Source organism: Haloarcula sp. JP-L23, assembly GCF_011602445.1.
Taxonomy (GTDB): domain Archaea; phylum Halobacteriota; class Halobacteria; order Halobacteriales; family Haloarculaceae; genus Haloarcula; species Haloarcula pellucida.
Window position 1 is genome coordinate 916,927 of record NZ_CP050014.1, and the last position, 24,380, is coordinate 941,306.

Annotated in this window: 26 protein-coding genes; 16 read left to right on the plus strand and 10 right to left on the minus strand. The window is 68.3% G+C overall.

The window, feature by feature from the left end:
• The first annotated feature begins 262 nt into the window (after positions 1 to 262).
• The 8 genes from G9465_RS25530 to G9465_RS04660 all read left to right on the plus strand — a co-directional run bounded on the left by G9465_RS25530 (position 263) and on the right by G9465_RS04660 (position 9,338).
• Positions 263 to 553, plus strand: coding sequence for a hypothetical protein (locus G9465_RS25530; RefSeq protein ID WP_227015714.1), 291 nt, complete (start codon positions 263 to 265; stop codon positions 551 to 553).
• A gap of 224 nt (positions 554 to 777) precedes the next feature.
• Entirely contained in the window at positions 778 to 1,899 is a 1,122-nt protein-coding gene (locus tag G9465_RS04630; protein ID WP_166967969.1) for a PstS family phosphate ABC transporter substrate-binding protein, read from the plus strand.
• Between the two features lie 69 nt (positions 1,900 to 1,968).
• A complete protein-coding gene (gene pstC, locus G9465_RS04635) occupies positions 1,969 to 3,090 on the plus strand; it encodes a phosphate ABC transporter permease subunit PstC (protein WP_166967971.1) in 1,122 nt (373 codons plus the stop codon).
• Entirely contained in the window at positions 3,087 to 5,738 is a 2,652-nt protein-coding gene (gene pstA / locus G9465_RS04640) for a phosphate ABC transporter permease PstA (RefSeq protein ID WP_166967973.1), read from the plus strand. The genes pstC and pstA overlap by 4 nt, the downstream gene beginning before the upstream one ends.
• Positions 5,731 to 6,657, plus strand: coding sequence for a phosphate ABC transporter ATP-binding protein PstB (gene pstB / locus G9465_RS04645; protein WP_166967975.1), 927 nt, complete (start codon positions 5,731 to 5,733; stop codon positions 6,655 to 6,657). The genes pstA and pstB overlap by 8 nt, the downstream gene beginning before the upstream one ends.
• 105 nt (positions 6,658 to 6,762) lie before the next feature.
• Positions 6,763 to 7,806 carry a phosphate uptake regulator PhoU gene (locus G9465_RS04650; RefSeq protein WP_166967977.1) on the plus strand — a complete coding sequence of 348 codons (1,044 nt, stop codon included), beginning with the start codon at positions 6,763 to 6,765 and terminating at the stop codon, positions 7,804 to 7,806.
• A 53-nt stretch (positions 7,807 to 7,859) separates the two neighbouring features.
• On the plus strand, positions 7,860 to 8,606 hold the full coding sequence (locus tag G9465_RS04655) for an MBL fold metallo-hydrolase (RefSeq protein ID WP_166967979.1): 747 nt from the start codon (positions 7,860 to 7,862) through the stop codon (positions 8,604 to 8,606).
• A 90-nt stretch (positions 8,607 to 8,696) separates the two neighbouring features.
• Positions 8,697 to 9,338 carry a cyclase family protein gene (locus G9465_RS04660; RefSeq protein ID WP_166967981.1) on the plus strand — a complete coding sequence of 214 codons (642 nt, stop codon included), beginning with the start codon at positions 8,697 to 8,699 and terminating at the stop codon, positions 9,336 to 9,338.
• Here G9465_RS04660 and G9465_RS04665 read toward each other — a convergent pair.
• Positions 9,329 to 10,690 (minus strand): NUDIX domain-containing protein, encoded by a 1,362-nt coding sequence (locus G9465_RS04665; protein ID WP_166967983.1) that lies wholly within the window; start codon positions 10,688 to 10,690, stop codon positions 9,329 to 9,331. The two genes, G9465_RS04660 and G9465_RS04665, sit on opposite strands and share 10 nt — an antisense overlap.
• 120 nt (positions 10,691 to 10,810) lie before the next feature.
• Between G9465_RS04665 and G9465_RS04670 the strand changes: the two genes are divergently transcribed.
• The gene (locus G9465_RS04670; RefSeq protein WP_166967985.1) at positions 10,811 to 11,557 is read left to right on the plus strand and encodes a hypothetical protein; all 747 of its coding nucleotides are present in this window, start codon (positions 10,811 to 10,813) and stop codon (positions 11,555 to 11,557) included.
• Positions 11,554 to 12,306, plus strand: coding sequence for a hypothetical protein (locus G9465_RS04675; RefSeq protein WP_166967987.1), 753 nt, complete (start codon positions 11,554 to 11,556; stop codon positions 12,304 to 12,306). Before G9465_RS04670 ends, G9465_RS04675 begins: the two co-directional genes overlap by 4 nt.
• A 4-nt stretch (positions 12,307 to 12,310) precedes the next feature.
• Here the strand turns inward: G9465_RS04675 and G9465_RS04680 are convergent, their stop codons facing one another.
• On the minus strand, positions 12,311 to 13,414 hold the full coding sequence (locus tag G9465_RS04680; RefSeq protein ID WP_166967989.1) for an aminotransferase class V-fold PLP-dependent enzyme: 1,104 nt from the start codon (positions 13,412 to 13,414) through the stop codon (positions 12,311 to 12,313).
• Positions 13,415 to 13,535: 121 nt separating this feature from the next.
• Between G9465_RS04680 and G9465_RS04685 the strand changes: the two genes are divergently transcribed.
• The 3 genes from G9465_RS04685 to G9465_RS04695 are packed head-to-tail and all read left to right on the plus strand — an operon-like array spanning position 13,536 to position 16,374.
• On the plus strand, positions 13,536 to 14,627 hold the full coding sequence (locus G9465_RS04685; RefSeq protein ID WP_166967991.1) for a metal ABC transporter substrate-binding protein: 1,092 nt from the start codon (positions 13,536 to 13,538) through the stop codon (positions 14,625 to 14,627).
• Positions 14,624 to 15,367, plus strand: coding sequence for a metal ABC transporter ATP-binding protein (locus tag G9465_RS04690; RefSeq protein ID WP_166967993.1), 744 nt, complete (start codon positions 14,624 to 14,626; stop codon positions 15,365 to 15,367). The genes G9465_RS04685 and G9465_RS04690 overlap by 4 nt, the downstream gene beginning before the upstream one ends.
• Positions 15,367 to 16,374: a metal ABC transporter permease gene (locus G9465_RS04695; RefSeq protein ID WP_166967995.1), complete on the plus strand. Its 1,008-nt coding sequence runs from the start codon at positions 15,367 to 15,369 to the stop codon at positions 16,372 to 16,374. The genes G9465_RS04690 and G9465_RS04695 overlap by 1 nt, the downstream gene beginning before the upstream one ends.
• 27 nt (positions 16,375 to 16,401) lie before the next feature.
• Here the strand turns inward: G9465_RS04695 and G9465_RS04700 are convergent, their stop codons facing one another.
• The 3 genes from G9465_RS04700 to G9465_RS04710 are packed head-to-tail and all read right to left on the minus strand — an operon-like array spanning position 16,402 to position 18,228.
• A complete protein-coding gene (locus G9465_RS04700) occupies positions 16,402 to 16,749 on the minus strand; it encodes a CrcB family protein (RefSeq protein WP_166967997.1) in 348 nt (115 codons plus the stop codon).
• Complete coding sequence (locus G9465_RS04705; protein WP_166967999.1) at positions 16,746 to 17,141, minus strand: CrcB family protein; 396 nt, start codon at positions 17,139 to 17,141, stop codon at positions 16,746 to 16,748. Before G9465_RS04705 ends, G9465_RS04700 begins: the two co-directional genes overlap by 4 nt.
• Before the next feature lie 28 nt (positions 17,142 to 17,169).
• A complete protein-coding gene (locus G9465_RS04710; RefSeq protein WP_166968002.1) occupies positions 17,170 to 18,228 on the minus strand; it encodes an ATP-binding protein in 1,059 nt (352 codons plus the stop codon).
• Between the two features lie 75 nt (positions 18,229 to 18,303).
• On the opposite strand from G9465_RS04710, the gene G9465_RS04715 reads away from it, so the two are divergent.
• Entirely contained in the window at positions 18,304 to 18,747 is a 444-nt protein-coding gene (locus G9465_RS04715) for a carboxypeptidase-like regulatory domain-containing protein (RefSeq protein WP_166968004.1), read from the plus strand.
• On the opposite strand, the gene G9465_RS04720 is transcribed toward G9465_RS04715, so the two are convergent.
• The 4 genes from G9465_RS04720 to G9465_RS04735 form a co-directional block, all read right to left on the minus strand.
• Positions 18,744 to 19,472 (minus strand): protein-L-isoaspartate O-methyltransferase, encoded by a 729-nt coding sequence (locus G9465_RS04720; protein WP_166968006.1) that lies wholly within the window; start codon positions 19,470 to 19,472, stop codon positions 18,744 to 18,746. The two genes, G9465_RS04715 and G9465_RS04720, sit on opposite strands and share 4 nt — an antisense overlap.
• A gap of 65 nt (positions 19,473 to 19,537) precedes the next feature.
• Positions 19,538 to 20,167, minus strand: a complete 630-nt coding sequence (locus G9465_RS04725) for a protein-L-isoaspartate(D-aspartate) O-methyltransferase (protein WP_166968008.1) — start codon at positions 20,165 to 20,167, stop codon at positions 19,538 to 19,540.
• Position 20,168: 1 nt separating this feature from the next.
• Positions 20,169 to 20,822: an HVO_0476 family zinc finger protein gene (locus G9465_RS04730; RefSeq protein WP_166968010.1), complete on the minus strand. Its 654-nt coding sequence runs from the start codon at positions 20,820 to 20,822 to the stop codon at positions 20,169 to 20,171.
• A gap of 206 nt (positions 20,823 to 21,028) precedes the next feature.
• On the minus strand, positions 21,029 to 21,985 hold the full coding sequence (locus G9465_RS04735; protein ID WP_166968012.1) for an aminopeptidase: 957 nt from the start codon (positions 21,983 to 21,985) through the stop codon (positions 21,029 to 21,031).
• Between the two features lie 171 nt (positions 21,986 to 22,156).
• Between G9465_RS04735 and G9465_RS04740 the strand changes: the two genes are divergently transcribed.
• Both G9465_RS04740 and G9465_RS04745 read left to right on the plus strand, forming a co-directional pair.
• Positions 22,157 to 23,221: a type II glyceraldehyde-3-phosphate dehydrogenase gene (locus G9465_RS04740; RefSeq protein WP_166968014.1), complete on the plus strand. Its 1,065-nt coding sequence runs from the start codon at positions 22,157 to 22,159 to the stop codon at positions 23,219 to 23,221.
• A gap of 126 nt (positions 23,222 to 23,347) precedes the next feature.
• A complete protein-coding gene (locus G9465_RS04745) occupies positions 23,348 to 23,779 on the plus strand; it encodes a CBS domain-containing protein (protein WP_166968016.1) in 432 nt (143 codons plus the stop codon).
• Between the two features lie 58 nt (positions 23,780 to 23,837).
• Here the strand turns inward: G9465_RS04745 and G9465_RS04750 are convergent, their stop codons facing one another.
• Positions 23,838 to 24,329, minus strand: coding sequence for a metallophosphoesterase (locus tag G9465_RS04750; RefSeq protein WP_166968018.1), 492 nt, complete (start codon positions 24,327 to 24,329; stop codon positions 23,838 to 23,840).
• Between the last annotated feature and the right edge of the window lie 51 nt (positions 24,330 to 24,380).

Below are 24,380 nucleotides of genomic sequence, written 5' to 3' on the forward strand. Positions count from 1 at the left end.
GCCTGCTACAGACCGGGACTCAATCTACTCTCGGAACTCGGGGTGTGATGGCAGTGGAAACCCAAGAAGCGGGACGGATAGGTCGGTTCCACGTCGGCTCGTTCGCCCCTTCCGTGACGAAGACCACGACGCGATAACGGCGGCACTTGACCGGGTCGATATCGTCGCCTTCGCCGACCGCCGGGTCGGTCGGCTCTCCGGCGGGCAGCGCCAGCGGGCGTTCATCGCCCGCGCACTGGCGGCCGAGGAACGGGCGTCGTCGATGACGCAGGTCGGTTCGAACGTCGAGTCGCTCACCGACCGGGCCGAGCGCCTTCAGACGCTGCTCGGTCGGTTCGAAGTCGGCGACGCGGCCGTCGCCGCGAGTCGAGCACGGACACGGTTATGGGCGACGGTGGCCGACGCGAATAGCCGTCGGACGCCGTGTGAGCACCCAGCGGGTCGGCGAACGCGCCCGCCGACGGCGGCGAGTCCGCCCGTTCCCGCCAACTGTCGCTCGTCGGGGCCACCGAGTAACGAGCGGTGGCTCCCTGCGTGTCTGCGTGATTCGTAGACCGGGTCTCAGTGAGGAAACCGCATGCTGTCGCTACCGTCGACGTCCGCGCTGATTCTGACTGGGAATCTGTCCGCGGGTGATGTCGAGCGAGCTATGAGTGATACGTTCGGCTCAATAGCTAGCCGTACCGGTATTGTTCTTTTGTAGATGACTAGATCCATGGTAGCCGAAAATACCCCTATTATAAACGGGTTTAATACTCCTTCGGCCTGTTTCAGGTGATGACGCAGGACTCAGAGATGCTGTCTGACCGCGTTTCGCGGCGTAAGTTCATCGCGGCCACAGGGGTAACGGGTGCAGCAGCTATTGCCGGTTGTTCGAGCGGGGACGACAGCAGTTCCGACGAGGAGTCCTCCGAAGGCATGGAGAGCACCGAGAACACCGACAGTGGGAACGAGTCGGGCGGGGTCTCGGCGCTCGAAGCCGGCGGCTCTTCGACGGTGTATCCCATCATGAACACCGCGGCGTCCTACTGGAACGCCAACCGGCCGGCCAGTGACTCCGAGTACTGGCCCCACGGCGAGTACGACATCGATACCGACAAGAATCTCGCCGACTACTGGGCGGGCCTCTACGGCTTCGAGGCCGGTGGCGAAGACGGCCCGCCGTTCCAGTTCACCGTCGGCCTCTCTCACTCCGGGACCGGCGTCGAGAAGGTCATGAACGGCCAGCACGACATCGGGAACTCCTCGGGGAACGTCGAGGACGAACTCCCGGACCGTGACTCCTACGACAGCTTCGTCGACCACGTCGTCGGTGTCGACGGCCAGCCGCTGGTCGTCTCCCAGGAGATCGCCGACGCCGGCGTCGAGAAGATCACCGGTGACGACCTGAAGGGCCTCTACAAGGGCGAAATCACGAACTGGAGCGAACTCGGTGGCCCGGACAAGGAGATTCAGGTACTGGGCCGCGTCAAGGGCTCGGGCACCCGCACCTCCTTCGTCTCGAACGTCTTCGGCAACCCCGAAGAGGACACGCAGGTCGCCAACCGCTTCGGCCAGAACCAGCGCCTCGCACAGGCCATCGCACAGGCCGACAACGCCATCAGCTACCTCGCGCTGGCGTTCATCAACACGGACGGCCTCGCCCCCATCGCCCTCGAGTGGGAGGGGACGACCTACAGCTATCAGGACGACCAGAACGGGCTGGACTCCAAAGAATACCCGCTCTCCCGTGACCTGCACTGCTACACGTGGGAGGGGACCTCCAAGAAGGAGGCCGCGGTGATCAACATGGTCCTCTCGGACTTCGGGCAGGACACGTTCGTCGCGCCGAACAACTACTTCGCGCTGGGCAAGCGTCGCCAGAAGGAACAGCGGAACAAGCTCCCCAGCCAGGCGTAAGCAGCCACGGCGCGGACACGGCTGCCGGGGAGACAGGATGCCGACCGCACCGATTTTTGATACAACGACATGATAGACGACGTACGTACGAACACACGAGAGACGATCCTCGGCGGGGACGCGACAGAGGGGTCACTGCTGGCAGTCGGCGCGTCGGCGGCGACGCTCGCGGCGACGATTCTGGTGTTCCTGTTCCGTCCGGCCATCGCCGTCCCGATGGTCGGCGCGTTCATCTTCGTGACCGCGCTGGGGTGGGTCACGTACCAAGCCGAGATAGCACGATTGCTGACGCTAATCGCCACCGTGCTGACGGTGTTGACTGTCACCTTCATCACTATCTTCCTCTTTGCCAGCGCCTTCCCGGCGTTCGTCGAACACGGGCTGGGGCTCTTGCTCGTCCCGATTCAGGGCGGGGAGGTTCGCTGGTTCTTCTGGCTCGACGCCGTCCTCCCGACCAGCACGAGCTACTGGAACCCCGCCGGCGGGGCCTATTCGCTGATTCCCGCCATCTGGGGGACGGTGATGGTCACGCTCATCGCGGGCGCCATCGCCGGACCGCTGGGTCTGTTCGGCGCGCTGTTCATCGCCGAGGTGGCCAGCGACGGACTGCGCGAGATAATCAAACCCGGCGTCGAGGTGCTGGCCGGTATCCCCTCTATCGTCTACGGCTTCATCGGCTTTCAGGTGCTGAACGGATTCATTCAGACCTCGTTCCTCGACGACGGCGCGAGCTTCCTCATCGCGGGCGTGGTCGTCGGCGTGATGGCGCTCCCGACGGTCGTCTCCGTCGGCGAGGACGCCCTCTCCAGCGTCCCCGACGCGATGGGTGACGGCTCCATCGCGATGGGCGCGACCCGCTGGCAGACGATGAAGAGTATCTCCATCCCGGCCGCGTTCTCGGGTATCTCTGCCGGGGTCATCCTCGGACTGGGCCGGGCCATCGGCGAGACGATGGCCGTGGCGGCCATCATGGCCGCCGGCGTCGGCCTCGCGAACCCGCTGTTCGACGTCTTCGACGCGAGCGCGACGCTGACGAGTCTCATCGCGGTCAACTACGGGAGCGCCTCGGAGAGTACGGTCGACGTGCTGTTCGTCGCGGGCGTGATGCTGTTCGTCATCGTCGCGGGCATGAGCGTCGTCTCCCAGTACATCGAGCGCCAGATGCGCGAGAAACTCCGAGGTGAAGCATGAGCGAGGGATACGCTACCGAGACGACGCTGGTCAACGCGGAGTCGAACGTCTACGACCGTGGCCTCGACGCCGCCATCGGCCTCAGCGTCCTGACGTTCGCGCTCGGGATGGTCACGCTCGTCGACGCCGTCCCGCTGAGCGCCAGCGGCGCGGCGCTGGGCGAGTCGCTCGGGCTGATTCTTGCCGTCGTCGTCGGCGGCGTCGGCATCGTCGGTGTCTCCTCGTGGGCCAACGTCACGCTGGTCGAGTCCCAGCGGGTCCGCGGCATCGCGCTCGGACTGGTCGTCAGCACGCTCGGTCTGACGGTGCTGGCCTACGCGGTCCCGGTGACACTGGCGACGCTGCTGGGCCTCACGCTCGTCGTCGAGGCCGTCGCCGTCGCCGTCGCTGGCGTGGCCTCGCGCGTCGAGACGGTCGACACCAGCCCGAACACGAGCGCCGGCTTGCTCGCTGGCGTCGTCTTCGGCGCTCTCGGGCTGGCTCTCGGGGCCGCTATCGGCGGTTCGCTCGTCGGCTTCGACTCGCCGGCGTGGGTCGCCGTCGCGCTGGGTGCCGGACTGGTCCTCTCGGCCCTGACGGTCCTCCCGCGCGAGGACGTCGGGTCGACGATTCCTGCGGCGCTCGTCGTCGGGACGCTCGGTCTCACTATCGCGACGGCCGTCGTCGGCGTCGGCTGGCAGTGGAACCCCCAGTCGCTCTCCGGCGGGTTCACCGGTGGCGCGGTCATCCCGATTTTCGTCCTCGTCGGGGCGATTCTCTCGTCGTGGTCGGCCGCGAAGTGCCGGGCCGGCTTTGGCGCCCGCGGCCGCGAGTTCGGTGCCTTCCTCGTCATCAACCTGAACGCGTTCCTGATGGTCGCCGTCATGGCGACCATCGTCGTGTTCGTGACGGTGAAAGGCGCCGGCTACGCGTTCCACGGGTTCACCATCGGTGCGCTGTCCGCGCTCGTCCTCCTCGCGCCGGCCCTCGTCGTCGCGGTGAACAACGCACGGACGCCCGCGGGGACGGACGACTGGCACACCGGCGCGCGCCAGTTGTTCCGGCTGCTCCCGCTGGCCGCTGTGGGGTCGTTCACGGCCCTCCTCCTGTCGGTGCTCGCCACCGGCGACCGACTGGCCTACCCGTTCACCTACTCGGTACAGGTCAACCGGGCCCAACAGTCGCTCGACACCGCAATCGCGGTGACGCCGGAACCGACGGTCGGGTCGCTCCTGCTCGTCGCCCCGGCGCTGTTGCTGTCCGTCTACTTCTTCCGGACGTACGGCTCGCTGCGGAACGTCGGGAGCCGCGTCGAGTGGGCCGAGACGATTCGACAGACCCTCCCGCTGGCCGTCGCGGGAACGGTCGCGCTGACCGGTCTGTTCCTCCTCGTCGGCCCGCGACCGCTCGGTCTCCCGCTCGGTGGGACGCTTGGCCTCGCCGTCGTGGTTCTGGCCGCCGGCGCCGCCGTCGTCCTCGCGGCCCTCCCGCTGGTCGGCGTCCTCACCGGCGAGGGCGCGCTGGCCGACCGCGCACAGGACAGCGCGACGCTGTTCACGCTTGGGGTGTTCGGCAGCCTCGCCCTGCTGACGTCGGCCCTCTTCCTGCAGGCGACGGCGACGGTCACGCCCAGCGTCGGTCCGGTCAACGTCGTCCCGGGCGTCGCGCTGGCCGGCGCCGTGGCTGCGAGTGCCGCCACGGCGCTGGTCGCGTACGCGAAACGCCAATCCGGGGAGACGCTCCAGCGACGCTTGCTGGGCGAGGAGATAGCCCTCGGCCTGACCGGAGTCGCCGGCTTCCTGACCCTGCTGGGGCTTCACGTCGCCGTGACGAAGGTGTCGTTCACCGTCTTCGGCGTCACCGTCGCGAACGCCGGGACGCTCTCGTGGCCGATGACGATGCAGACGTACGTCCCGCTGGGGGCCGAACCCGGCGGTATCCTGCCCGCCGTCGTCGGCACGGTGTGGTTGGTCACCGGCGCGACGCTCTTTGCGGTGCCGCTGGGCGTCGGCGCGGCCGTCTTCCTCACCGAGTACGCCGAGCAGGGCCGCTTCACCGCGCTGGTCGAGATTGCGACCAACGCCTTGTGGTCGACCCCGAGCATCGTGTTCGGTCTGTTCGGGGCCGCCTTCCTCATCCCCCGACTGGGCGGCGACGAGTCCCTGCTCGCGGGGATGCTCGTCCTCGGGTTCATGCTCCTGCCGCTGGTGCTCATCACCAGCCGCGAGGCGGTCAAGTCGGTCCCCGACGAGTATCGGGACGCGAGTGCGGCGCTGGGCGTCTCCCAGTGGGAGACGATCAAGAGCGTCGTCCTGCCGGCCGCGATGCCCGGCGTCATCACCGGCGTCATCCTCGGCGTCGGCCGCATCGCTGGCGAGACGGCTCCGCTCATCCTCGTGTTAGGATCCACGCTGAACGCGACGGAGTCGGCACAGGTGCTGGACGGCTTCCGCTTCACCGCGCAACCGCCGTTCGTCGCCAACGACGCGCTCCTCTCGGCGTCGGCTTCGTTGCCGACGCAGGTGTGGGCAGTCATCGCCGCCGGTGTCAGCGGCTCCCCGTCGATGGGGTGGGCGTCGGCGTTCGTCCTGCTGCTGGTCGTACTGACCTTTTACGCCGTGGGTATCACGGCGCGGACCTACTTCCGGAGGAAACTAACCCATGAGTAACGCGCTTAACGACAGCGAGACGAAGCAGACGACAGAGGGTACAGACAGACAGCCGACGTCGACCACGACGGCCGGCGAGAGCGAAGAGCGGGTCCGCGAAGCGTGGACCGACTACGACTTCGCGGGCGACCCGAAGCTCTCGGTCGAAGACCTGAACGTCTGGTACGGCGACGACCACGCACTGAAGGACGTCTCGATGGCCATCCCGGAGAACTCCGTGACGGCGCTCATCGGCCCATCTGGCTGTGGGAAGTCGACGTACCTGCGGTGTCTCAATCGGATGAACGACCGCATCAAGGCCGCCCGAATCGACGGCTCGGTCGAACTCGAAGGAACGGAGATATACGACCCGAACGCCAACCTCGTCGAACTGCGCAAGCGCATCGGCATGGTGTTTCAGTCTCCCAACCCCTTCCCCAAATCCATCCGGGAGAACATCTCCTACGGCCCGCGCAAGCACGGCGACATCGAGAAGGGGTTGCTCGCCCGCCTGTTCGGTCGCGACGACACCGCCGAGGAGGACGAACTCGTCGAGCGCTCGCTGAAACAGGCGGCGCTGTGGGACGAGGTCAACGACCGACTCGACGACAACGCCCTCGGTCTGTCGGGCGGCCAGCAACAGCGACTCTGCATCGCTCGCTGTCTCGCCGTCGACCCCGAGGTCATCCTGATGGACGAACCGGCCTCGGCGCTGGACCCAATCGCCACCTCGAAGATAGAGGACCTCGTCGAGGAACTCTCGAAGGAGTACACCGTCGTCATCGTCACCCACAACATGCAGCAGGCGGCCCGTATCTCCGACCAGACCGCCGTCTTCCTCACCGGTGGGGAACTCGTCGAGTACGACGACACGGACAAGATATTCGAGAACCCCGAGAGCCAGCGCGTCGAGGACTACATCACCGGGAAGTTCGGGTAACCACCCCGGCGCGCCGTCGTCCGGCGCACCGACCACGACCGTATCGTGCCCCACGCGAGGCGTCGTCCCGACGCGTGGGTGTGACTCTCACGACACACGCGACCGATGGAAACACGCAAGATACAGCAGGTCGGCGGCGGCACCTACACCGTCTCGCTCCCCAAGGAGTGGGCCGAGGTGGCCGGCATCGAGACGGGGTCTATCGTCGACCTCCACACGCACATCGACGGGGTCCTCGTCATCCAGCCACAGGAACGCGACCGGGAGACGACGGGCCGCCTCACCCTGACGGTCCCGCACGCCGACTCCACGTGTATCGAACGCGCCCTCCGTGCGGCCTACGCCGCGGGCGTCGAAGTACTCGAGTTCGACGCGCCCGACGGGTTCAGCGACGAGCAACGGCGCGCCGTCGAGCGCGTCACCCGGACGCTGACTGGCGTCACCGTCACCGAGTCGACGGCGACGACGATGACGGTCCGGACGCTACTGGACGCCGACGAGGTGTCCATCAAGCAGTCGGTCCGCCAACTCCAGTTCGTGGTGCTGTCGATGCACCGCGACGCGACGGCCGCCCTGACCGGCCCGACGGCGGTGGACAGTCCCGCTGACAGGGACGACCAGGCGGACCGCCTGTACGCCATGGTCGACCGCTACTTCGAGCGCGGACTGGCCCGATTCGACGAGATGGACGCGCTCGGCCTGACCCGCTCTGAACTGTTCGTCTGCTGGGTCACCGCCCGGGAACTCGAACGGGTCGGCGACCACGCCGAGCGTATCGCACGGACGGCCGAGGAACTGGACGGCCGCATAGACGACGCGACGGCAGAGGAGATTACCGACCTCGCGGCGACGGCCCGCGACATCGTCGAGGACGCGGTCCACGCCATCGTCGGCGACGCGGGCGTCGACGCCGCTCGCGAGGCCCTGCACGCCCGTGACGCCCTCAGGTCGGACGTCGAAGCGCTCGACCGTCGCCTCTTCGAGTCGACGGCCGCCGCGTACCGACTGACCCACGTCCTCGACAGCATCGGCCGGACCGCCGAACACGGCGGGAACGTGGCCGAACTCGCCCTCCGGACCGCCATCCGCGACGGTGAACTGGGCGAGCACGTCGGCGACGCGACGGTCGAAGGGCAACTGGCGGAGTGAGTCCGCCGACCGAAACCGCCGGTTTATCCCCGTTGCGGTGCGTACATCACCCGATGACCGTACACCACGAGGGGGTGACCGTCGACTGGCTCGGGTACGCCACTATCCGTATCGCCGGCGACGACACCGTCGTCTACACGGACCCGGGACGCTACGGCGTTCTGACCGGGGAGTGGGAGCCGTACGAGGACGGCGTCGGTCACCCACCGAGCACCGACTACCGCCCCGGGGACGCCGACATCGTCTGTGTCACGCACGTCCACCACTACGACCCGGACGGCATCGAGCGCGTCGCCGGCGAGGACACGACCATCGTCGCCTTCGAAGGTATCGACGGCCGCGACGTCGAACGGGACCTGCCACCCATCGTCGACTTGCCCTACGAGGTCCGGCAGGTCGACGCGAAAGCACAGGTGACCGTCGGCGACGTCCCGATATGGACGACGCCGGCCCACAACGAACCCGACGGCCCGCACACCCTCCCCGACGGGTCGCCGTACCACCCCGAAGGGTTCGGCTGTGGGTTCATGGTCAGCGTCGACGGCACGCGTGTCTACTACCCCGGCGACAGCGACGTCCTGCCGGGCCACCGCACGCTCGACACCTCGCTGTTCTGTCCCCCTATCGGTCCGCGAGCGACGATGGACCGCCACGAGGCGGCCGCCCTCGCCGCGACTATCGAACCGCGTCTCGTCATGCCGGTCCACTACAACACCTTCTCGAACCTCGAAGCCGACGCTCGTGAGTTCGCCGCCGACGTGGCCGAGGCCGGCGTCCCCGTCGTCCTAGACGAACAGTAGCGAGGTTCTTCGTTTCACTCAGCACCTCGAAGCGAAACGGTCCGGCCGAACCAGCGCCAGACGTTTCTTCCCGGCCCACGCATCGGTGCTATGCCCTACGCCGACCTCTCACAGCCGATTTGTTCGGGGATGCCCGTGTTCCCCGGTGACCCGCCGGTGTCCGTCTCACCCCACGCCACCGTCGAGGCCGACGGCTACCGCGTCGCCAGCGTGGACTGCGGCAGTCACACCGGCACGCACGTCGACGCGCCGAGTCACACGGAAGCAGACGGACGGACCGTCGACGACTTCGCCGTCTCGCGGTTCGCGTGGGACACCGTCCTCGTGGACCTGCGCGACCGCGACCCCCGTGACCGAATCCGCCCGGCGGACCTCCCGGCGGTCGAGGCCGACGCCGTGGTCCTCCGGACGGGGTGGGACGCCCACTGGGGTGACCCCCAGTACTTCGAACATCCGTTCCTCACCCCCGACGCCGCTCGTCACTGCGTCGAACACGGCTACGACGTGGCAATCGACGCCCTGAACGTCGACCCGACGCCCACCGACGCGGCGGCCGCCGACGAACCCGAGGGGTTTCAGGCCCACCACGAACTGCTGGGGAACGACCGTCTCGTCGTGGAGAACCTCGCGAACCTCGGCGGCCTCCCCGACCGGTTCGAACTGCTCGCGATGCCGCTGCGACTCGCCGGCGGCGACGGCGCGCCCGTCCGAGCGGTCGCCCGCTACGACTGAGCGTCGTCCCACGTGGCCCACTCTCGGTGGGCGGCGGCCACGGCCTCGACTTCGGCGGTGTTCAGTCGGCCCTGTTCGGTCACGACGGCCGTCACCGCGTCCGCCGGCGTCACGTCGAAGGTCGGGTTCACCACCGCTAGGTCCGCGTCGCCGTCGTACACCTCGGCGGCGTCGCGGAGTTCGAGGTCGTAGTCGGCCGTCGCCGCGACTTTGTCGCTCGACGCGACGACCAGACACTCCGCTCCCGTCTCCGTCGCCGCCAGCGCCGCCCCGCGGGTCCCGGCCTTGTTCACCACGCGGCCGTCGGGGAGTACTCGGTCGGCACCGACGAGGACGGCGTCGGCGTCCCACTCGGCGAGTTCGAAGGCCAGCGCCGCGTCGGTCGTCAGCGTCACCGCCGTCGCATCGGCCAGTGACTCGGCGACGCCGACGCCTTCGCCGCCCGGCCGGGACTCCGCGACGAGTACGGCCTCGGGTTCCGCCATACGAATCGCCGTCTCGACGGTGCCCGACCGCGAGAGCGTCGCCACCCGGTCCGGGAGCGCCCGGGCGGCCAGTTCGGCGGCCTCCCGGTCGGCGTCGACGGCCTGTCCGATCGCCCGGCGTGTGGCCGTCTCGACGGCCTCGGGCGTCCGTTCGTCGCTCGCGGCCAGCATGACGCGGTTCACGCGGTTCGCGAGGACGGCCATCGAGGGGCGGGCGTCCCGGAGTCCTCGTGCGAGCGATGCCAGTGCCGTCCAGTCGTCCCCGTCGCGGTCGGCCGATTCGAGTTCGTCCGTTCGGCCCTCTGTGGCCAGTGCGGCCTCGTCCCGCAGGACTTCGAGGGCGCGCACCGAGAGCCACGCCGACCCGCGGGTCCGGTCGTCCCGAACCGTCGCCACGCGGGGCCGAACCCGGTCGTAAGAGGTCCAGAGGCGCGGGACCGTCTCGCGGCGCAGTATCTCGGGCGGGTGGACCCACGCCGTCTCGGTCGTCTCCTCGTTCGTCTCGACCGCCCGCGAGTCACAGTCGAAGAGGAACGGGTGGACGACCCATCGGGTGTCGCGGTCGGCGTCCTCGACCGGAAAGGGGTCGCCGCTGGTGACGAGCGTCACGGCGTCGGCGAGGCCCGTCTCCTCGGCTATCTCGGCCCGCGCGGCCGTCTCGGGGTCGCGCTGCTCGTGGCTCGCTTCCGTCCGTCGGTCGCTGTTCCGGGGCCCCTCGCTTCGCTCGTGCCCCCGCTCGTCGTCCGCGACGTGTCCGGCGACGCCGCCCCAGCGACCCTGATACGACCCGACGGCGTCGCTCCGGCGGAGGAGCAACACCTCGCCGTCGTTGCGGAGGAACGCGGTGACGACTGCCCGTTCGTCCATGCGTTCCCGTTGGCTCCCGGTCCCAATCAAACCGGAGGCCGTCACAGGTCGACGGCTTCGACTCGCTGTCGACAGAAGTGACGGCTAATCTATATTATTTGGCGGTCCGTCTGTGCCGACGTGGCAGACACGACCCCGAACTTCGACCTGCTGGCCGGCGAGTTCGGTCGCCGCCCCCGCGCCGCCGTGTTCCTCTACCCCGCCGACGACGCCGTCTACGACGAGTGGGTGGACGACGGGCCGGTGGCCGAGGCGGTCGTCGACGGCCTCGACCAGTTCGTCGAGTACGGCGCGCTGGGCGGCTACGCGGCGTTCACGCTGGCGGAATCGAAGCCGTTCGTCGCCGACGACGGCGGGGCCGAGTACGACGACGCCACGAAGGCCGCGTTCGTCGACGCCTTCGAGGCGTACACGGAGCGACACCCGGAGTTGTGTGGCGCTCGCGGCCTGCACTACGGCGTCGCCGGTGGCTTCGACGGTGGCGGCGGGTTCAGCGCCGACGAACTCGACGAACTCGCCTTCAGTACGAACTGCCGGATGGTCGTGGGGACGGCCTCCGAGGACGCCGCCCGCGTCGAGGCGTTCACCAAGCAGGAACTCGGGCATGCGCTCGTCAGCTACCGCCACCTCGCGGAGACGAGCGTGCTCGTCGAGAACGGCAGTCACATGCACGAACACGACACGGGCGTGGTCTACCCCTCCGGCGAGGTGTCGCCGATGGCGGTGACCTACCACGACAGCCACGCCGCCCACGGGCCCTGTGGAAACGGCCGCCTGCACTTCCGCGGGTACAACCCGAACTACACCGACTGCACGAAGATGGCTGTCAAACGCACGGCCGAGGCCGTCTTCGGAGGCGAGGGATGAGCGACGACCCGGTCAGCGTGACGCGGCGCGACGTCGTCCGGACCGGCGGCGTCCTCGGCGGGAGTTCGCTCCTCGGCGTCGCCGGGACGGCGTCTGCGGGGACCACGACGCGGGTGGTCGAAGTCGCCGCCGAGTTCGCCGTCGACGCGCCCGAAGACGTCCGTCTCCGAACACTGCACGTCGACGGCGCGCCGCCCTATCGAGTCGCGACCGACGACGGACTGCTCGTCTCCGACCCGTACGGACCGCTGACGGCGGCCGACCGGTCGCTGCTCGACGACGCGGCCTTCGTCGTGCGGGACGCCGTCGGCGTGGCTGCGTCGGGCGACCGCCTCGCGACGACGCTCACCGCCCGGGACGAGACGGTTCGGCGACTCCCGAGGCGATTGGCATCCGACTACCGGGCCGCCTACGCGGTCCGACTGGCCGCGCCGCTCGACGTCCGCGTCCCGTCAGTCGCCCGGATCGGCGAGGCGGCCCGCGTCACGCTGGGGTCCGACCGCTACCGCGTCCCGCCGGGGGAGACGCTGACGCTCGAACGCCCGGAACGCACGGCGACCGTCGAGCGTCGGACCGTCCGCGAGGCCGACGGGGCGTCGGGACTCGCAGCCGACACGGGCGACCCGGCGGCCCTCGCGGACGTTCCCCCGGCCGTCGAGACCGGCACCGCGGAACTGCGCACCGCCGTGACGCCGGTGGTCCGGGTCCGCAACCTCGGCAGACTGACCGTCGAACACGGTCGGCGCTGACCGACTACAGCGCGTCGAGCAGTTCGTCCACGTCGTCCTCGGTGTTGAACGCGTGAACCGACGCTCGGACCGCCTCGGGATAGGGGAGGTGCCGGACGACGATTCCCTCCTGAGCGAGTCGTTCGGCGGTCGCTTCGGGGTCCTCGGCGGCGAACGTGACGAGACCGGACTCGTACCCCTCGGGACTCAGCAGTCGGTCGCCCAGGCCGTCCTTCAGGCGGTCGGTCAGCCGTTCGACCCGGCGCTGGACGGTATCGATGCCCACTGACTCCATCGTCTCGATGGCCGCTGCGAGGGCGACGTAGGGGGCCGGCGAGGTGGTCCCGACCTCGAACCGGCGCGCGCCCTCGTGGTAGGTGTACGTCTCGGCAGCCGAGTCTTCGACGCTCCGATAGCCGATGCGGGTCTGGCGGAGTCGGTCGTGGGCCGCCGGGTCGACGTACAACATCCCCGCGCCCCAGATTCCCAGCAGCCACTTGTGGCCCGCCGCCACCACGAAGTCCGCGCCCCACTCTGTCACGTCGACCGGGTGCTGGCCGACCGACTGGACGGCGTCGACGAGCACCTGTGCCCCGGCGTCGTGAGCGACGTCGACCACCTCGCCGACCGGCAAGCGGGTGCCGTGAGTCCACGTCAGCGAGCTTAGTACGACGAGTCGGGCGTCGTCCACGACCTCCGTCAGGTCGTCCGTGTCGAGGCGTCCCCGTTCGGTCTCCAGCACTCGCACCTCGACGTCGTGGCTGTCTGCCAGTCGGTCCCACGGCAGGGTCCCGGCGGGGTGTTCGAGGTCGGTGCGGACCACCACGTCGCCGGGTTGCCAGTCGATGGCCCCCGCGACGAGGTTGACGCCGTCGGCGGTGCTCCGTGTGAACGCCACGTCCGCGGGACGCGCGCCCAGATGGCCGGCGGCGACCTCTCGGGCGGCGGCGATGGCGTCCCACGCGACGGCGTACGGCCCGTCGCCGGCGGGCGCCTCGAAGGCGTGGCGTTCCAGAAAGTCCGTCGCCGCCCCGACGACGGTCCGAGGACTCGGGCCGCTCGCACCGGTGTTGAAGTAGGTACACCGGTCCAGCGCGGGTATCGATGCACGAAGTGCTGCAGGGTCCATACGCGGTGGAAGCACGCCGGCGTCTTGAGCGCTGTGCCGGGAACACCTCGGAGTATTAGACGACTCTAAAAATTAGATTAGAACAAAACTGTTATTTAGTTTGCCGACTCTCTCCTCTTTCATGTCGAACCACGACGGTCAGCGCAGCTATAGTCGACGAGTGTCCAGACGGAAAGCCCTCGCGGCCGGCGGTAGCCTCCTCGCGACGGGGCTCGCCGGCTGTATCGGCGACAGCACGGGTCGGTCTGGCGGTGCCGAGAACGGCGCGGGACAGGCCGACACGGGGGACGGACCCGTCGCAGTCGCTTCCTTCTTCAGTTTCTACGACTTCGCACGGACGATCGCGACAGACACCCCGATTACGGTCGAGAACCTCATCCCGACGGGGCTCCACGGCCACGGCTGGGAACCGAACGCGAGCGTCACGAAGGACATCGTCGACGCGGACGCGTTCATCCACGTCGGCGAGGACTTCCAGCCGTGGGCCGACCGGGCCATCCAGACGCTCGAAGACGACGACGCCGATACGCATCTCATCAACGTCCGCGAGGGTATCGAACTGGTCGACCTCGCGGCGACGCTCGACCGCGAGGAGGAGGGCGTCGGCGCACAGCGGGGCAAGGACCCCCACTTCTGGCTGGACCCCGAGCGGGCCGCCAAGTCGGTCGACAACATCACCGCGGGGCTCGTCGAACTGGCTCCCGACCACGCCGAGACGCTGCGGAGCAACGCCGAGCAGTACAAATCCGAGGTCCTCCAGCGCATCGACGCGGACTACCGCGCCATCTTCGAGGCGGCCGACCGCGACGTCGTCCAGCTAGCGGCCCACAACGCCTTCCAGTACATCGGCGTCGCCTACGGCGTCCGAATGCGCCCGCTCGTGACGAACCTCGCCGCCAGCGGCGACGTGAAACCGTCCGACATCACGGAGGCCAAGCAGGTCATCGCCGACAACGACATCAGGTACATCGCCAACGGCGTCTTCGAGTCCCGCAAGCCCGCGAAACAGTTGCTCGCCGAGACGCAGGTCGAGGCGTACTTCCCGGTGACGCCGTACGCGGGCGTCCGCGAGGCGTGGGTCGAGAACGACTGGGGGTACGAGGAGATAGCGTACAACATCAACATGCCGACCTTCGAGGTGGTCCTCGGGAACACGCCGCCAGCGGAGGCTGGCGACGACGGTTGGGCCGACGAGTGGAGGAACTTCGAATGAGCGACGCCGACCCCGTCGTCGAACTCGCGGACGTGGGATTTGGCTACACCAGCGCGCGCGTCGTCGAGGACATCTCGCTGCGTGTCGGCCCCGGCGAGTACGTCGCCGTCGTCGGTCCCAACGGCTCCGGGAAGTCGACGCTCATGCAACTCATGCTCGGTCTCTTGCGCCCAGATTCGGGGACCGCCCGCCTGTTCGGTGAACCGGCCCACGCGTTCGACGACGGCGCTCGCATCGGTTACGTCGCCCAGCACGCAAGCGCCTCGAAGGAGATGCCCATTACTGTTCGGGAAGTCGTGCGGATGGGCCGATACCCACACGTCGGGTTCGGCCGTCTCTCGGCAGCGGACCACCGAATCGTCGATCAGGCGCTCGACACCGTCGGCATGTACGACTTCGCGGACCGACGCGTCACGCAACTGTCGGGCGGCCAGCGCCAGCGTGCGTTCATCGCCCGTGCGCTCGCCAGCGACGCCGACCTCCTCGTGCTGGACGAACCGACCGTCGGCGTCGACGCCGAGTCGGTCGACGCCTTCTACGGCCTCCTCGAATCGCTGCACGCCGACGGTATCACCGTCCTGCTCATCGAACACGACCTCCGGGCCGTCACGGAACACGCCGCTCGCGTCGTCTGTCTCAACCGCGAGATATACTTCGACGGCCCGACCGACGAGTTCGTCGAGAGCGACGCGCTGGCCCGGGCCTTCGGGACCGCGATGCCGGTCGGGGGTGACGCCTGATGGACGCCCTCGCCGTCCTCTTCCAGTCGGCTCCGACCGACGCCGTTCTCTGGCCGCTGTACTGGCTACTCAGCCTCTGGTCGGTGTTCATGTCGTGGCTGGGGAGCGTGACCGGCCTCGAACTGTTCCAGTACCAGTTCATGCACCGCGCCGTCCTCGTCGGTCTCTGTATCGGGGTGATGGCACCGCTCATCGGGACCTTCCTCGTCCACCGGCAACTCGCGCTCATCGGCGACGCGCTGGCACACACGGCCTTTGCCGGCGTCGCCGTCGGCCTGTTTCTCAACGCGGTCATCGACCTCGGCGTGTCGCCGTATCTCACCGCCGTCGTCGTCGCGATGCTGGCGGCGTTGCTCATCGAACTCATCTCCGAAGCGACCGACGCGTACAACGACGTCTCGATGGCTATCGTGCTCTCGACCGGATTCGCGCTCGGGACGGTCCTCATCAGCCTCAACGCGGGCGGCCTCGCCGTCGGCATCAACCAGTATCTGTTCGGCAACCTCTCGACGGTATCCGCCGAGAACGCCGCTATACTGCTCGTCCTGTTCGGTATCGTCGTCGCCACTATCGCGGTCACGCGCAACCAACTGCTCTACGTCACCTTCGACGAGACGGCCGCCGCCGTCTCGGGCCTCTCGGTCGGGTGGTACAACCGGCTGATGGTGATGCTGACCGCGCTCGTCGTCGTGGGCGCGATGCAGATAATGGGCGTCATCCTCGTCGCCGCGATGCTCGTCGTGCCGGTCGCAAGCGCGGCACAGGTCTCCCGCAGTTTCCGCTCGTCGCTGCTCACGTCCGTCGTCCTCGCCGAACTCGCCGTCGTCCTCGGCATCGGCGTCGCCTACTACGGCGAAGCGACGGCCGGCGGCGTCATCGTCCTCGTCGCGGTCGCGATATACGTCGTCACCGTCCTCGCGGGCAAACTCCGGACTCGCCTCGGGGACACCACCGCAGCAGACGTCGGCCGAATATCCGCCGACGACACCGACTCGACCGCTGACTGACTCGCTTTGCCTCTCCTCGACAGGCCGTCAGGACAGCGCCGTCGCGACGACCCCACCCAACGCGACGCCGACGAGCGCCACCGCCAGCGTCCCACCGGCGTACAGCGCCGCCTCGCGTGGGTGTCCCAGTTCGGCCAGTCGCACCGTCTCGAAGGCGAACGAGGAGAACGTCGTGAACGCCCCGCAGAAGCCAGTGCCGACTGCCAGTGCGACCGACTCCCCGACCGGGGCGGCCACGAGGGCACCCAGCAGGACGCTCCCCAGTACGTTGACGGTCAACGTGTCCGCCCGGTTCCGTTCGAGGCGCGTCCCGACGAGGTGCCGGCCCAGCGCACCGGCCGTCCCGCCCAGACCGACGAGTAACAGTGGGTTCACGACACCCACCTCGCGACGAGACGGCCGAGGACGACGCCGAGGAAGGCCAGTGCGTAGTTGGCCGCGACGTTCCCGACGGCCAACATCGGTGGCAGTCCGCTCGTCTGGACGGCGAACGTGCTGTAGGTCGTAAACGAGGAGAGAAAGCCGGTGCCGACGACCAGACGCGTCTCCGCCGAGAGGGCGTCCGCGAGGTGGGCCTCGTACAGCAACACCCCGAGCGCGAAACTGCCGACGACGTTGACGAGGAGGGTGCCGACGACGGCGCCGTCGACGGCCCCCAGTCCCGGGGCCGCTACCGAGATAGCGTGGCGCATGATCGCCCCGACGAACCCCCCCAGCGCGACCAGCAGGAGCGGTTCTGCCCGCGAGAGGGCGTGGGGTCCGGTCATTACCGGCCCCTCGCGACGGCCCTACTCGTCAGTTGTGATGTGAACTGGTGGTTCCGTGGCCCGCTCTCACCCGCTCGGAGACACGCGGGCTCTCGCCGCCGTGGGACGTCCGCCGTTCGCGCACCTGCACGTGGTGGACCGACTCGGTCACGTCGTCGACGACCAGCGCCGCCCCCGTCTCCGCCGGGAGTCGCCGCTCGATACCGCCGTCGAGGTAGGTCGGTCGCGCGTCGGTCAGCGCGGCCACGTCGGCCTCGCTCGTCAGTCGGTGCGCCAGCAGGAGGTCGGCCTGTGAGACGGCGACGGGCGGCAGGGCACTCGGGCGCTGTGTCGCCAGCCAGCAACTGACACCGGGGTGGCGCCCTCGCGTCAGCAGGCGTTCGAGCGCCCGGCCCGCGACGCCGTCGGTGAAGGCGTGGGCCTCGTCGACGAGCAGCCACGGGAGATGCCGCGTCTCTCCCGCGACTCGGGCGTCGTACAGCGTACTGGCGACGGCCGCGAGGACGGCGTTCGCCGGCGCATGGTCGACGCCGGCGAGATTCAGTACGGTCACGCTCCCGCCACAGAGGCGCTCGGGCGACAGGCCCGCCGGGTCGAAGACGTCCCACGAGGCGGCGAGCGCGAGGTGGTTGCTCGCGGCCCGCCGCGTGGCCGTATCGGCGTCGCTCTCTTCGACCCACGCCGACATCTCCGTCAACGTGTCGCGACGGGCCGCCGCCTGCCAGACCAGCGCGCCGGCCCCGCTCTCGGGGTCGAGACCGAGCAGCGCACACCATAGCGACGGGTCCAGCGCGGCGGCCCTGACTCGGGGGTCGACCACCGTCGCAGCGATATCGGCCGCGGTGAGCGGTGCGAACGCGCCCATCGGGTCCGCGACGACGGGCGCGACGCCGTCGGTGTCGGCCAGTTCCTCCAATAAGACGCCCAGCGTGTACGTCTTCCCCGACCCCCGCTTGCCGACGACCAGACCGGCGTGTGGCCGGTCTAGGTCCACGTCGACGGGTGCACCGCGACTCCCGTCCCGCGCCCGGTAGTGTCCGAGACGCGCCGTCGGGCCCTGTTCTCGCTCGCGTCCGATGACGACCATGCCGTCGCTGGCCGCCCGCTCTGACTTGAACCTCTGTCCGAGGGTTCAAGTGCGGAGCCGGGACCACGCCACCTCATGAGCGAATCTCTGTGGCGAGACGAACGGGCCATCGAAGGACTGCCGATTCGACTGGTCATCGCGCTTGTCGTCGGCGTCGACTGCCTGAGCGTGATGATGAGCACTATCTCGGGCATCGAGACGTTGCAGGTCACGGAAGTCGACGTGCAACCTCACCCGGAGGTGACGACGCCCGGAGAGCGCGAGGTGACCGTCACCGTCGTCGACCCGGAGGGCGCGCCCGTCTCCGGGGCCACCGTCGTCGCCAAGAGCGGGACGGCGACGCTCGATAGCGTGGCGACGGCCGAGACGGGGGCGGCGGGCAACGCCACCCTCTCCCTGTCGCCGTCGCTGGGGGCGAACCAGCAGGAGGGGACCGTGGTGTTCGACGTGAAACCGCCCGCGAGCAGCAGCTATCAGGACAGTCGGTCGAACACGGACCTGCTCGTGGTCGGCAGTTAGTCCCAGTCTATCCAGTCCTGTTCCCATCCGGTGCGGGACTGGGCGTTCCGTCGGGCGTGTTCCTGGTCCTCACGGCGGGTCCGGTTGCGCTCGACAGTGTCGGCCTGCTCGCCCTCGACGAGCATCGGGCGGAACGCGACGCTGCCGAGACGCTGCGTCTCGCCGTCGGCGTCGACGGTGGCCAGCGTCTGCTGGTTGGCACCCAGTGGCATCACCATCCGGCCGTCGTCGGCCAGCTGTGCCAGCAGGGCGCGGGGCGGTTCGATAGCGGCGGCTTCCAGCAGAATCCGGTCGTAGGGGGCGTACTCGGGGAGGCCGTCGGCACCGTCCCGCCGGTCGACGAGGACCTCCTCGTAGCCCGCCTTCGCGAGGTTCTGCCGGGCGTCGACGACGAGTCGGCGAGTGATGTCGATGGCCTGTACGTTGGCGGCGCCGACCCGTTCTGCCAACACGGCGGCGGTGTAGCCGATGCCGGCGCCGACGACGAGGACGTCGTCGTCTTCTTCGGGGGCCAGCGCTTCGAGCAGTCGAGCCACGGTACTCGGCGAGAGCACGCGGGTCCCGAGTCGCTCGAACGGCCGGTCGGAGTAGGCCTGTTGCTCGCCGACGAACGCCTCGCGCGGGACCGCACGCATCGCTGCCGACAGCCACGCGCTCTGGACGACACCCTTGCTGTCGTGTTGCAGGCTGTCGACCATGTCGCCGCGCAGTACCGCAGGGTCCATATCCGAGATTCCGGCCGGAGCTATATGAATGACGCGCCCCGCGAGTCCGTCGCGGTACCGTCGGCTTACTGCAACCGGACGAACCGCACGGCACCGTGTGTCTCGCGGGCCAGCGACCCGTCGGGGCGCCGGCGGACACGGACCAGCGTCTGTCGGCGCCGGCCACCGATGGGTGCGAGCAACAACCCACCGGGGCGGACCTGTTCGACGACGGCGCTCGGGAACTCCGAGGCCGCACACGTCAGGTACGCGCGGTCGTAGGGCGCGTGGTCGGGCCAGCCCCGCTTCCCGTCGCCCGCGCGGACCGACACGTCGCCGTACCCCGTCGCTTCGAGCGTCGCCTGCGCTCGCTCGGCCAGTTCGTCGTGGTACTCGACGGTGTAGACGTCGGCCGAACCGACGAGTTCGGCGGTGACGGCGGCGTGGTAGCCACAACCGGTCCCGATTTCGAGGACGCGGTCGCCTCGCCGGAGGTCGAGTAGTTCCGCCATGATGGCCACCATGTGGGGCGCAGAAATCGTCTGGTCTCGGCCTATCGGGAGTGGCTGGTCGCGGTAGGCGTCGGTCCGGTACTCCTCGGGCACGAACCGGTGTCGCGGGACCGCTTCCATCGCCGAGAGCACCCGCTCGTCGTCGATTCGTCCCTCTCGGAGGCGGTCGACCAGCGCGGTGCGGGCGCGCTCCCAGTCGGGCATCCTACCAGGCGGACCAGGCCGTCGAGGACTCGTCGCGAACGTACAACCGGTTGATGTCTTTCGCCACTGCGCTGTCGCCGTCGAAGTCCATCTTCTCGTGGTCGTAGCCGTGGGCGTCGTCGCGGACGTGGATGCCCTCGACGGTGAACTCCTCGTCGCCGAACTCCTCGGTCTCGCCGACGACGAACTCGAAGTCGCCGGGCACCTGCAGTTTGAAGCTCTCGGTCTCGTCGTGGCGCCCGTCTTTCGGGTGCATCGTGACGTTGACCGCGACGTTCCCCACCGCGCGGGACCAGATGGTCTCGACGGCCTCGACCGAGGCTTCCTCTTCGCGACCCTCGTCGGTCTCCAGACTCGTGATGCGGACGGTCAGGACGGCTTCCTCGGTCTCCAGTAAGAACTCCTCGCCGACGGCGAGGTCGGCGTCCTCGGGGACGTCGACCTGTGCGGTGAACGATTCGCCGTCTTGGGAGACGACGACGTCTCGCTGGAGCGTGGTCTCCTCGGGCAACTGTTCCTTGTGGACGTGGTCGCAGTCGGTACAGCGGACGGTGACGTGACCACCGGGCTTGAGTACCTCGTGGACGGTCTCTAAGTCCGGCGAGCAGGCCGGACAGGGGAGCGCGACGCGCTCTCCGGGTGTCGCTTCGGTCATACGCCTGCCTTGACGGCCCGGGCCTAAATGGTCGTCGCCACGGCTCTCGTCGTGGTTCTCCGTCGCACGGACGGGCCGCCGGCCCGAGTGCTCACTCGTCCCGCGGCAGGTCCACTTCCGCGCCGTCCTCGCGGCTCACTCCGTTCACGGGTCGCTTCGCTCCCCGTTCACATTCGAGGCGACTCACTACGCTCGCCGCCTCGCTTTCACCGCTCAGACTGTGGGAGGTCTACGACCGCCCCGTCTGCGAACACCGTGGGCTCCGTCAGGATGCCGTCCAGATGGATTGGGGCGTGCGTGTCGCCGCCGATGGCGTGGTCGTCGCCGATGGCGATGTGGACCGTCCCGCCCGCTTTCTCGTCCAGCAGGACCGACCCGACCAGTTCCGTGACTGCCACGTTAGTACCAATGCCCAGTTCCGCGAGGTTGTAGGCGTCCCGGCCCACCTCCTCGGCGGCCGTCTCGACCTCCGCACGGATGTCGGGGTCGTCGATATCCGTGACGTAGCCGTCCTCGACCTCGAAGCGGAGTTCTCTCCCGTCGAGTTTGCCGTGGGGGCGCATCGTTCCGTCGACGACGAAGGTGCCGTCGGCCGTCTCCGGGGCGAGGAACACCTCGCCCGCGGGCAGGTTCGACATCTCTCCGGGTTCGTGGACGATTCCCGTGTCGAGGTTCCACTCCCGAGTGCCGACGCCGAAGGTGATGTCCGTGCCCTGCGGCGAGGTGACGCGAATCTCTGCGGCCTCGGCGACCTGTGCGAGGACGTCCTCACAGTGTCGACGGATGGCCTCGTAGTCGGCATCTAACCCCATCAGGAACACGCCCTCGCTGATGCCCGGGAGCGTGGCGATGCGGGCGCCGGCGGCGTTGGCCTCGCTTCGGGCCTCGGTGTGGCTCAGGCTCTTGGTTGTGGGCGCCAACACCACGTCGGCACTCCGCATTGCGCCGGCGACGGGTTCGGGCGGTTCCTCGCCGTGCTGATTCCCCGGTGGGTAGCGCAAAAAGACGGTGTCGTCGGTAATCTCGGCGGCGACCCGATACAGGGCCTCGCCGATGGCTTTGCACCCGTCGTCGGTGACGACGGCACACGACTCGTCGGCCTGGAGGTTCATGCACTGCCTGACGGCCGTCTCCGCCGGGGCGCGAAGGGAGGAGTTGTCCATACAGATGCCTCGGCCCGGCCGGGATTAACTCTTGGTGGAAATCCGGGGGTGGACGAACGTCGAAACGACTCCATGTGTGGTGGTAACAGGGTGCGATAGTACAACTATCCGAGTTAATTTCTATCATCATTAACCGCAAAGAATATCCTCTCGCCACGTGAACGGTCGTCCATGCTCCACGTGGGCATCAACGGCTTTGGCACAATCGGCAAACGGGTCGCTGACGCGGTCCGTGTCCAGCCGGATATGACGGTGGCGGGCGTCTCCAAACGCTCCCCGAACTTCGAGGCAACTATCGCACACGACCGCGGATACGACCTCTATGCCGCCGGTGACGACGGCAGGGTGCCGTTCGACGCCGCCGGTCTCGACACCGCCGGCACGGTTCACGACCTCGTCGAGGTCAGCGACGTCGTCGTCGATACGACGCCGGGCGGCGTCGGCGCGACGAACGCCAGTCTCTACGAGGAACACGATACGCCGGCCATCTTCCAGGGCGGTGAGGACCCCGACGTCGCCGACGTGAGTTTCGTCGCTCGTGCCAACTACGACGACGCGGTCGGCGCCGACAGCGCCCGCGTGGTCTCTTGTAACACCACGGGACTCTCACGTCTCTTCGCTCCCCTAGAGGAGTCCTACGGCATCGAGAAGGCACGAATCACGCTCGTCCGGCGGGGTGGTGACCCCGGACAGACGAGCCGCGGCCCCATCAACGACACACTCCCGGACCCCGTCGAGATTCCCTCCCACCACGGTCCGGACGTCCAGACGGTGTTCCCGGACCTCGACATCGACACGATGGGGATGAAAGTGCCGACGACGCAGATGCACACCCACAGCGTCAACGTCACGCTGGAGTCGACGCCGTCGGCCGAGGCGGTCCGTGAACTGCTGGGTCGGGAGTCACGCCTGTTCCTCATCCCCGAGACGCTGGGCATCGACGGCGCCGGCAAACTCAAAGAGTACACTCGCGACGCCGGCCGCCCGCGCGGTGACGTCTGGGAGAACTGCATCTGGGCCGAGTCGGTCACCGTCGAGGACAACGACCTCTACCTGTTCCAGGCTATCCACCAGGAGGCCGACGTGGTCCCGGAGAACATCGACGCGGTGCGTGCGCTCTCGGAACGAACCGCGAGCGCCCGACAGAGCATCGACCGGACCAACGACGCCCTCGGGGTCGGTCGCGGACTCGTCGAACACGAGGGGAACGCCCCCCGAAGCACCGCCGACGACTGAGTACGGCCAAGCGGTTTCGGCCGACCGCCGACGGTCGGTACCGGCAGTTTCTTTGCCCCTTGTGAACAATTACCACGATGGTGGTGGACGCGTCACGCATCGCCGACCATCGCCAGGGGAACCACCATGACCGTCAAGGACATCTGCCGACCGAAAGACGAACTGGTCTCCGCCAGCGCCGACACCGCGGTACGCGAACTCTGTCGACTGATGGACGAGCGAAAAGTCGGGTGTGTCGTGATAGAGTCCGACGCCGAACCCACGGGAATCGTCACCGACCGCGACGTCGCGATGGCGTTCGGGGCGGGTGAACCGCTCGACGAGTGGACCGCCGAGGACATCATGAACCGGGAGCCGTTTACCGCACAGGCCGGAGACGGAATCTTCGAACTGTGTGCTGCCATGGCCGAACACGGCGTCCGTCGCGTGCCCGTCGTCGACGACGGCGAACTCTACGGCATCGTCACGCTCGACGACCTGGTCATCCTGCTCGAAGACGAGATGCACAACATCTCCGAAGTCATCCGGTCGGAGTCGCCGCCGTTCCAGACGGCGTAAGGGGACACCGCGGTCCCCATCTCGGCCGTTCCGCGTTTTCACCGCTCGCAGCGTTCGGCTATCCGATTTCGTGGAAGGTCAGGTCGCCACTCGCCGTATCGAGCGTCGCGACGGAGAACGGGTCGGGTGCCGGCGGGATAGCGATGCCGCCGGGGTTGATTCGCACTGTCTCCTCGTACTCCTCTGACCCGGCCTCGTGCGTGTGGCCGTGACAGACGTAGTCGTAGGTTCCACACTCGACGAGGGCGTCGACGATGGCACCGCTGGTGCCGTGATACACCGCGAACTCCGCGCCGTCGAGCGTCAGTTCGCCCATCTCCCCGAGGTAGGTGCCGAAGCCGTCGACGGTCGATTCGAGTGCCCACTCGCCGTCGTTGTTGCCGCGGACGGCGTAGAACGTCCAATCGCCGTCGAACGGCGTCGCCGAGAACGGCGCGACGAAGTCGCCGCAGTGAATCACCGTCTCGACGCCCGCTTCGGTGAACGTCTCGACGGCCGCCTCGACCAGTCCGGTGTTGTCGTGCGTATCGGAGACGATGCCGACCTGCATATCGCTCGGGTTCTGTCGGCTGTGACTTGAACGTACCCCTGCTGTCGGTCG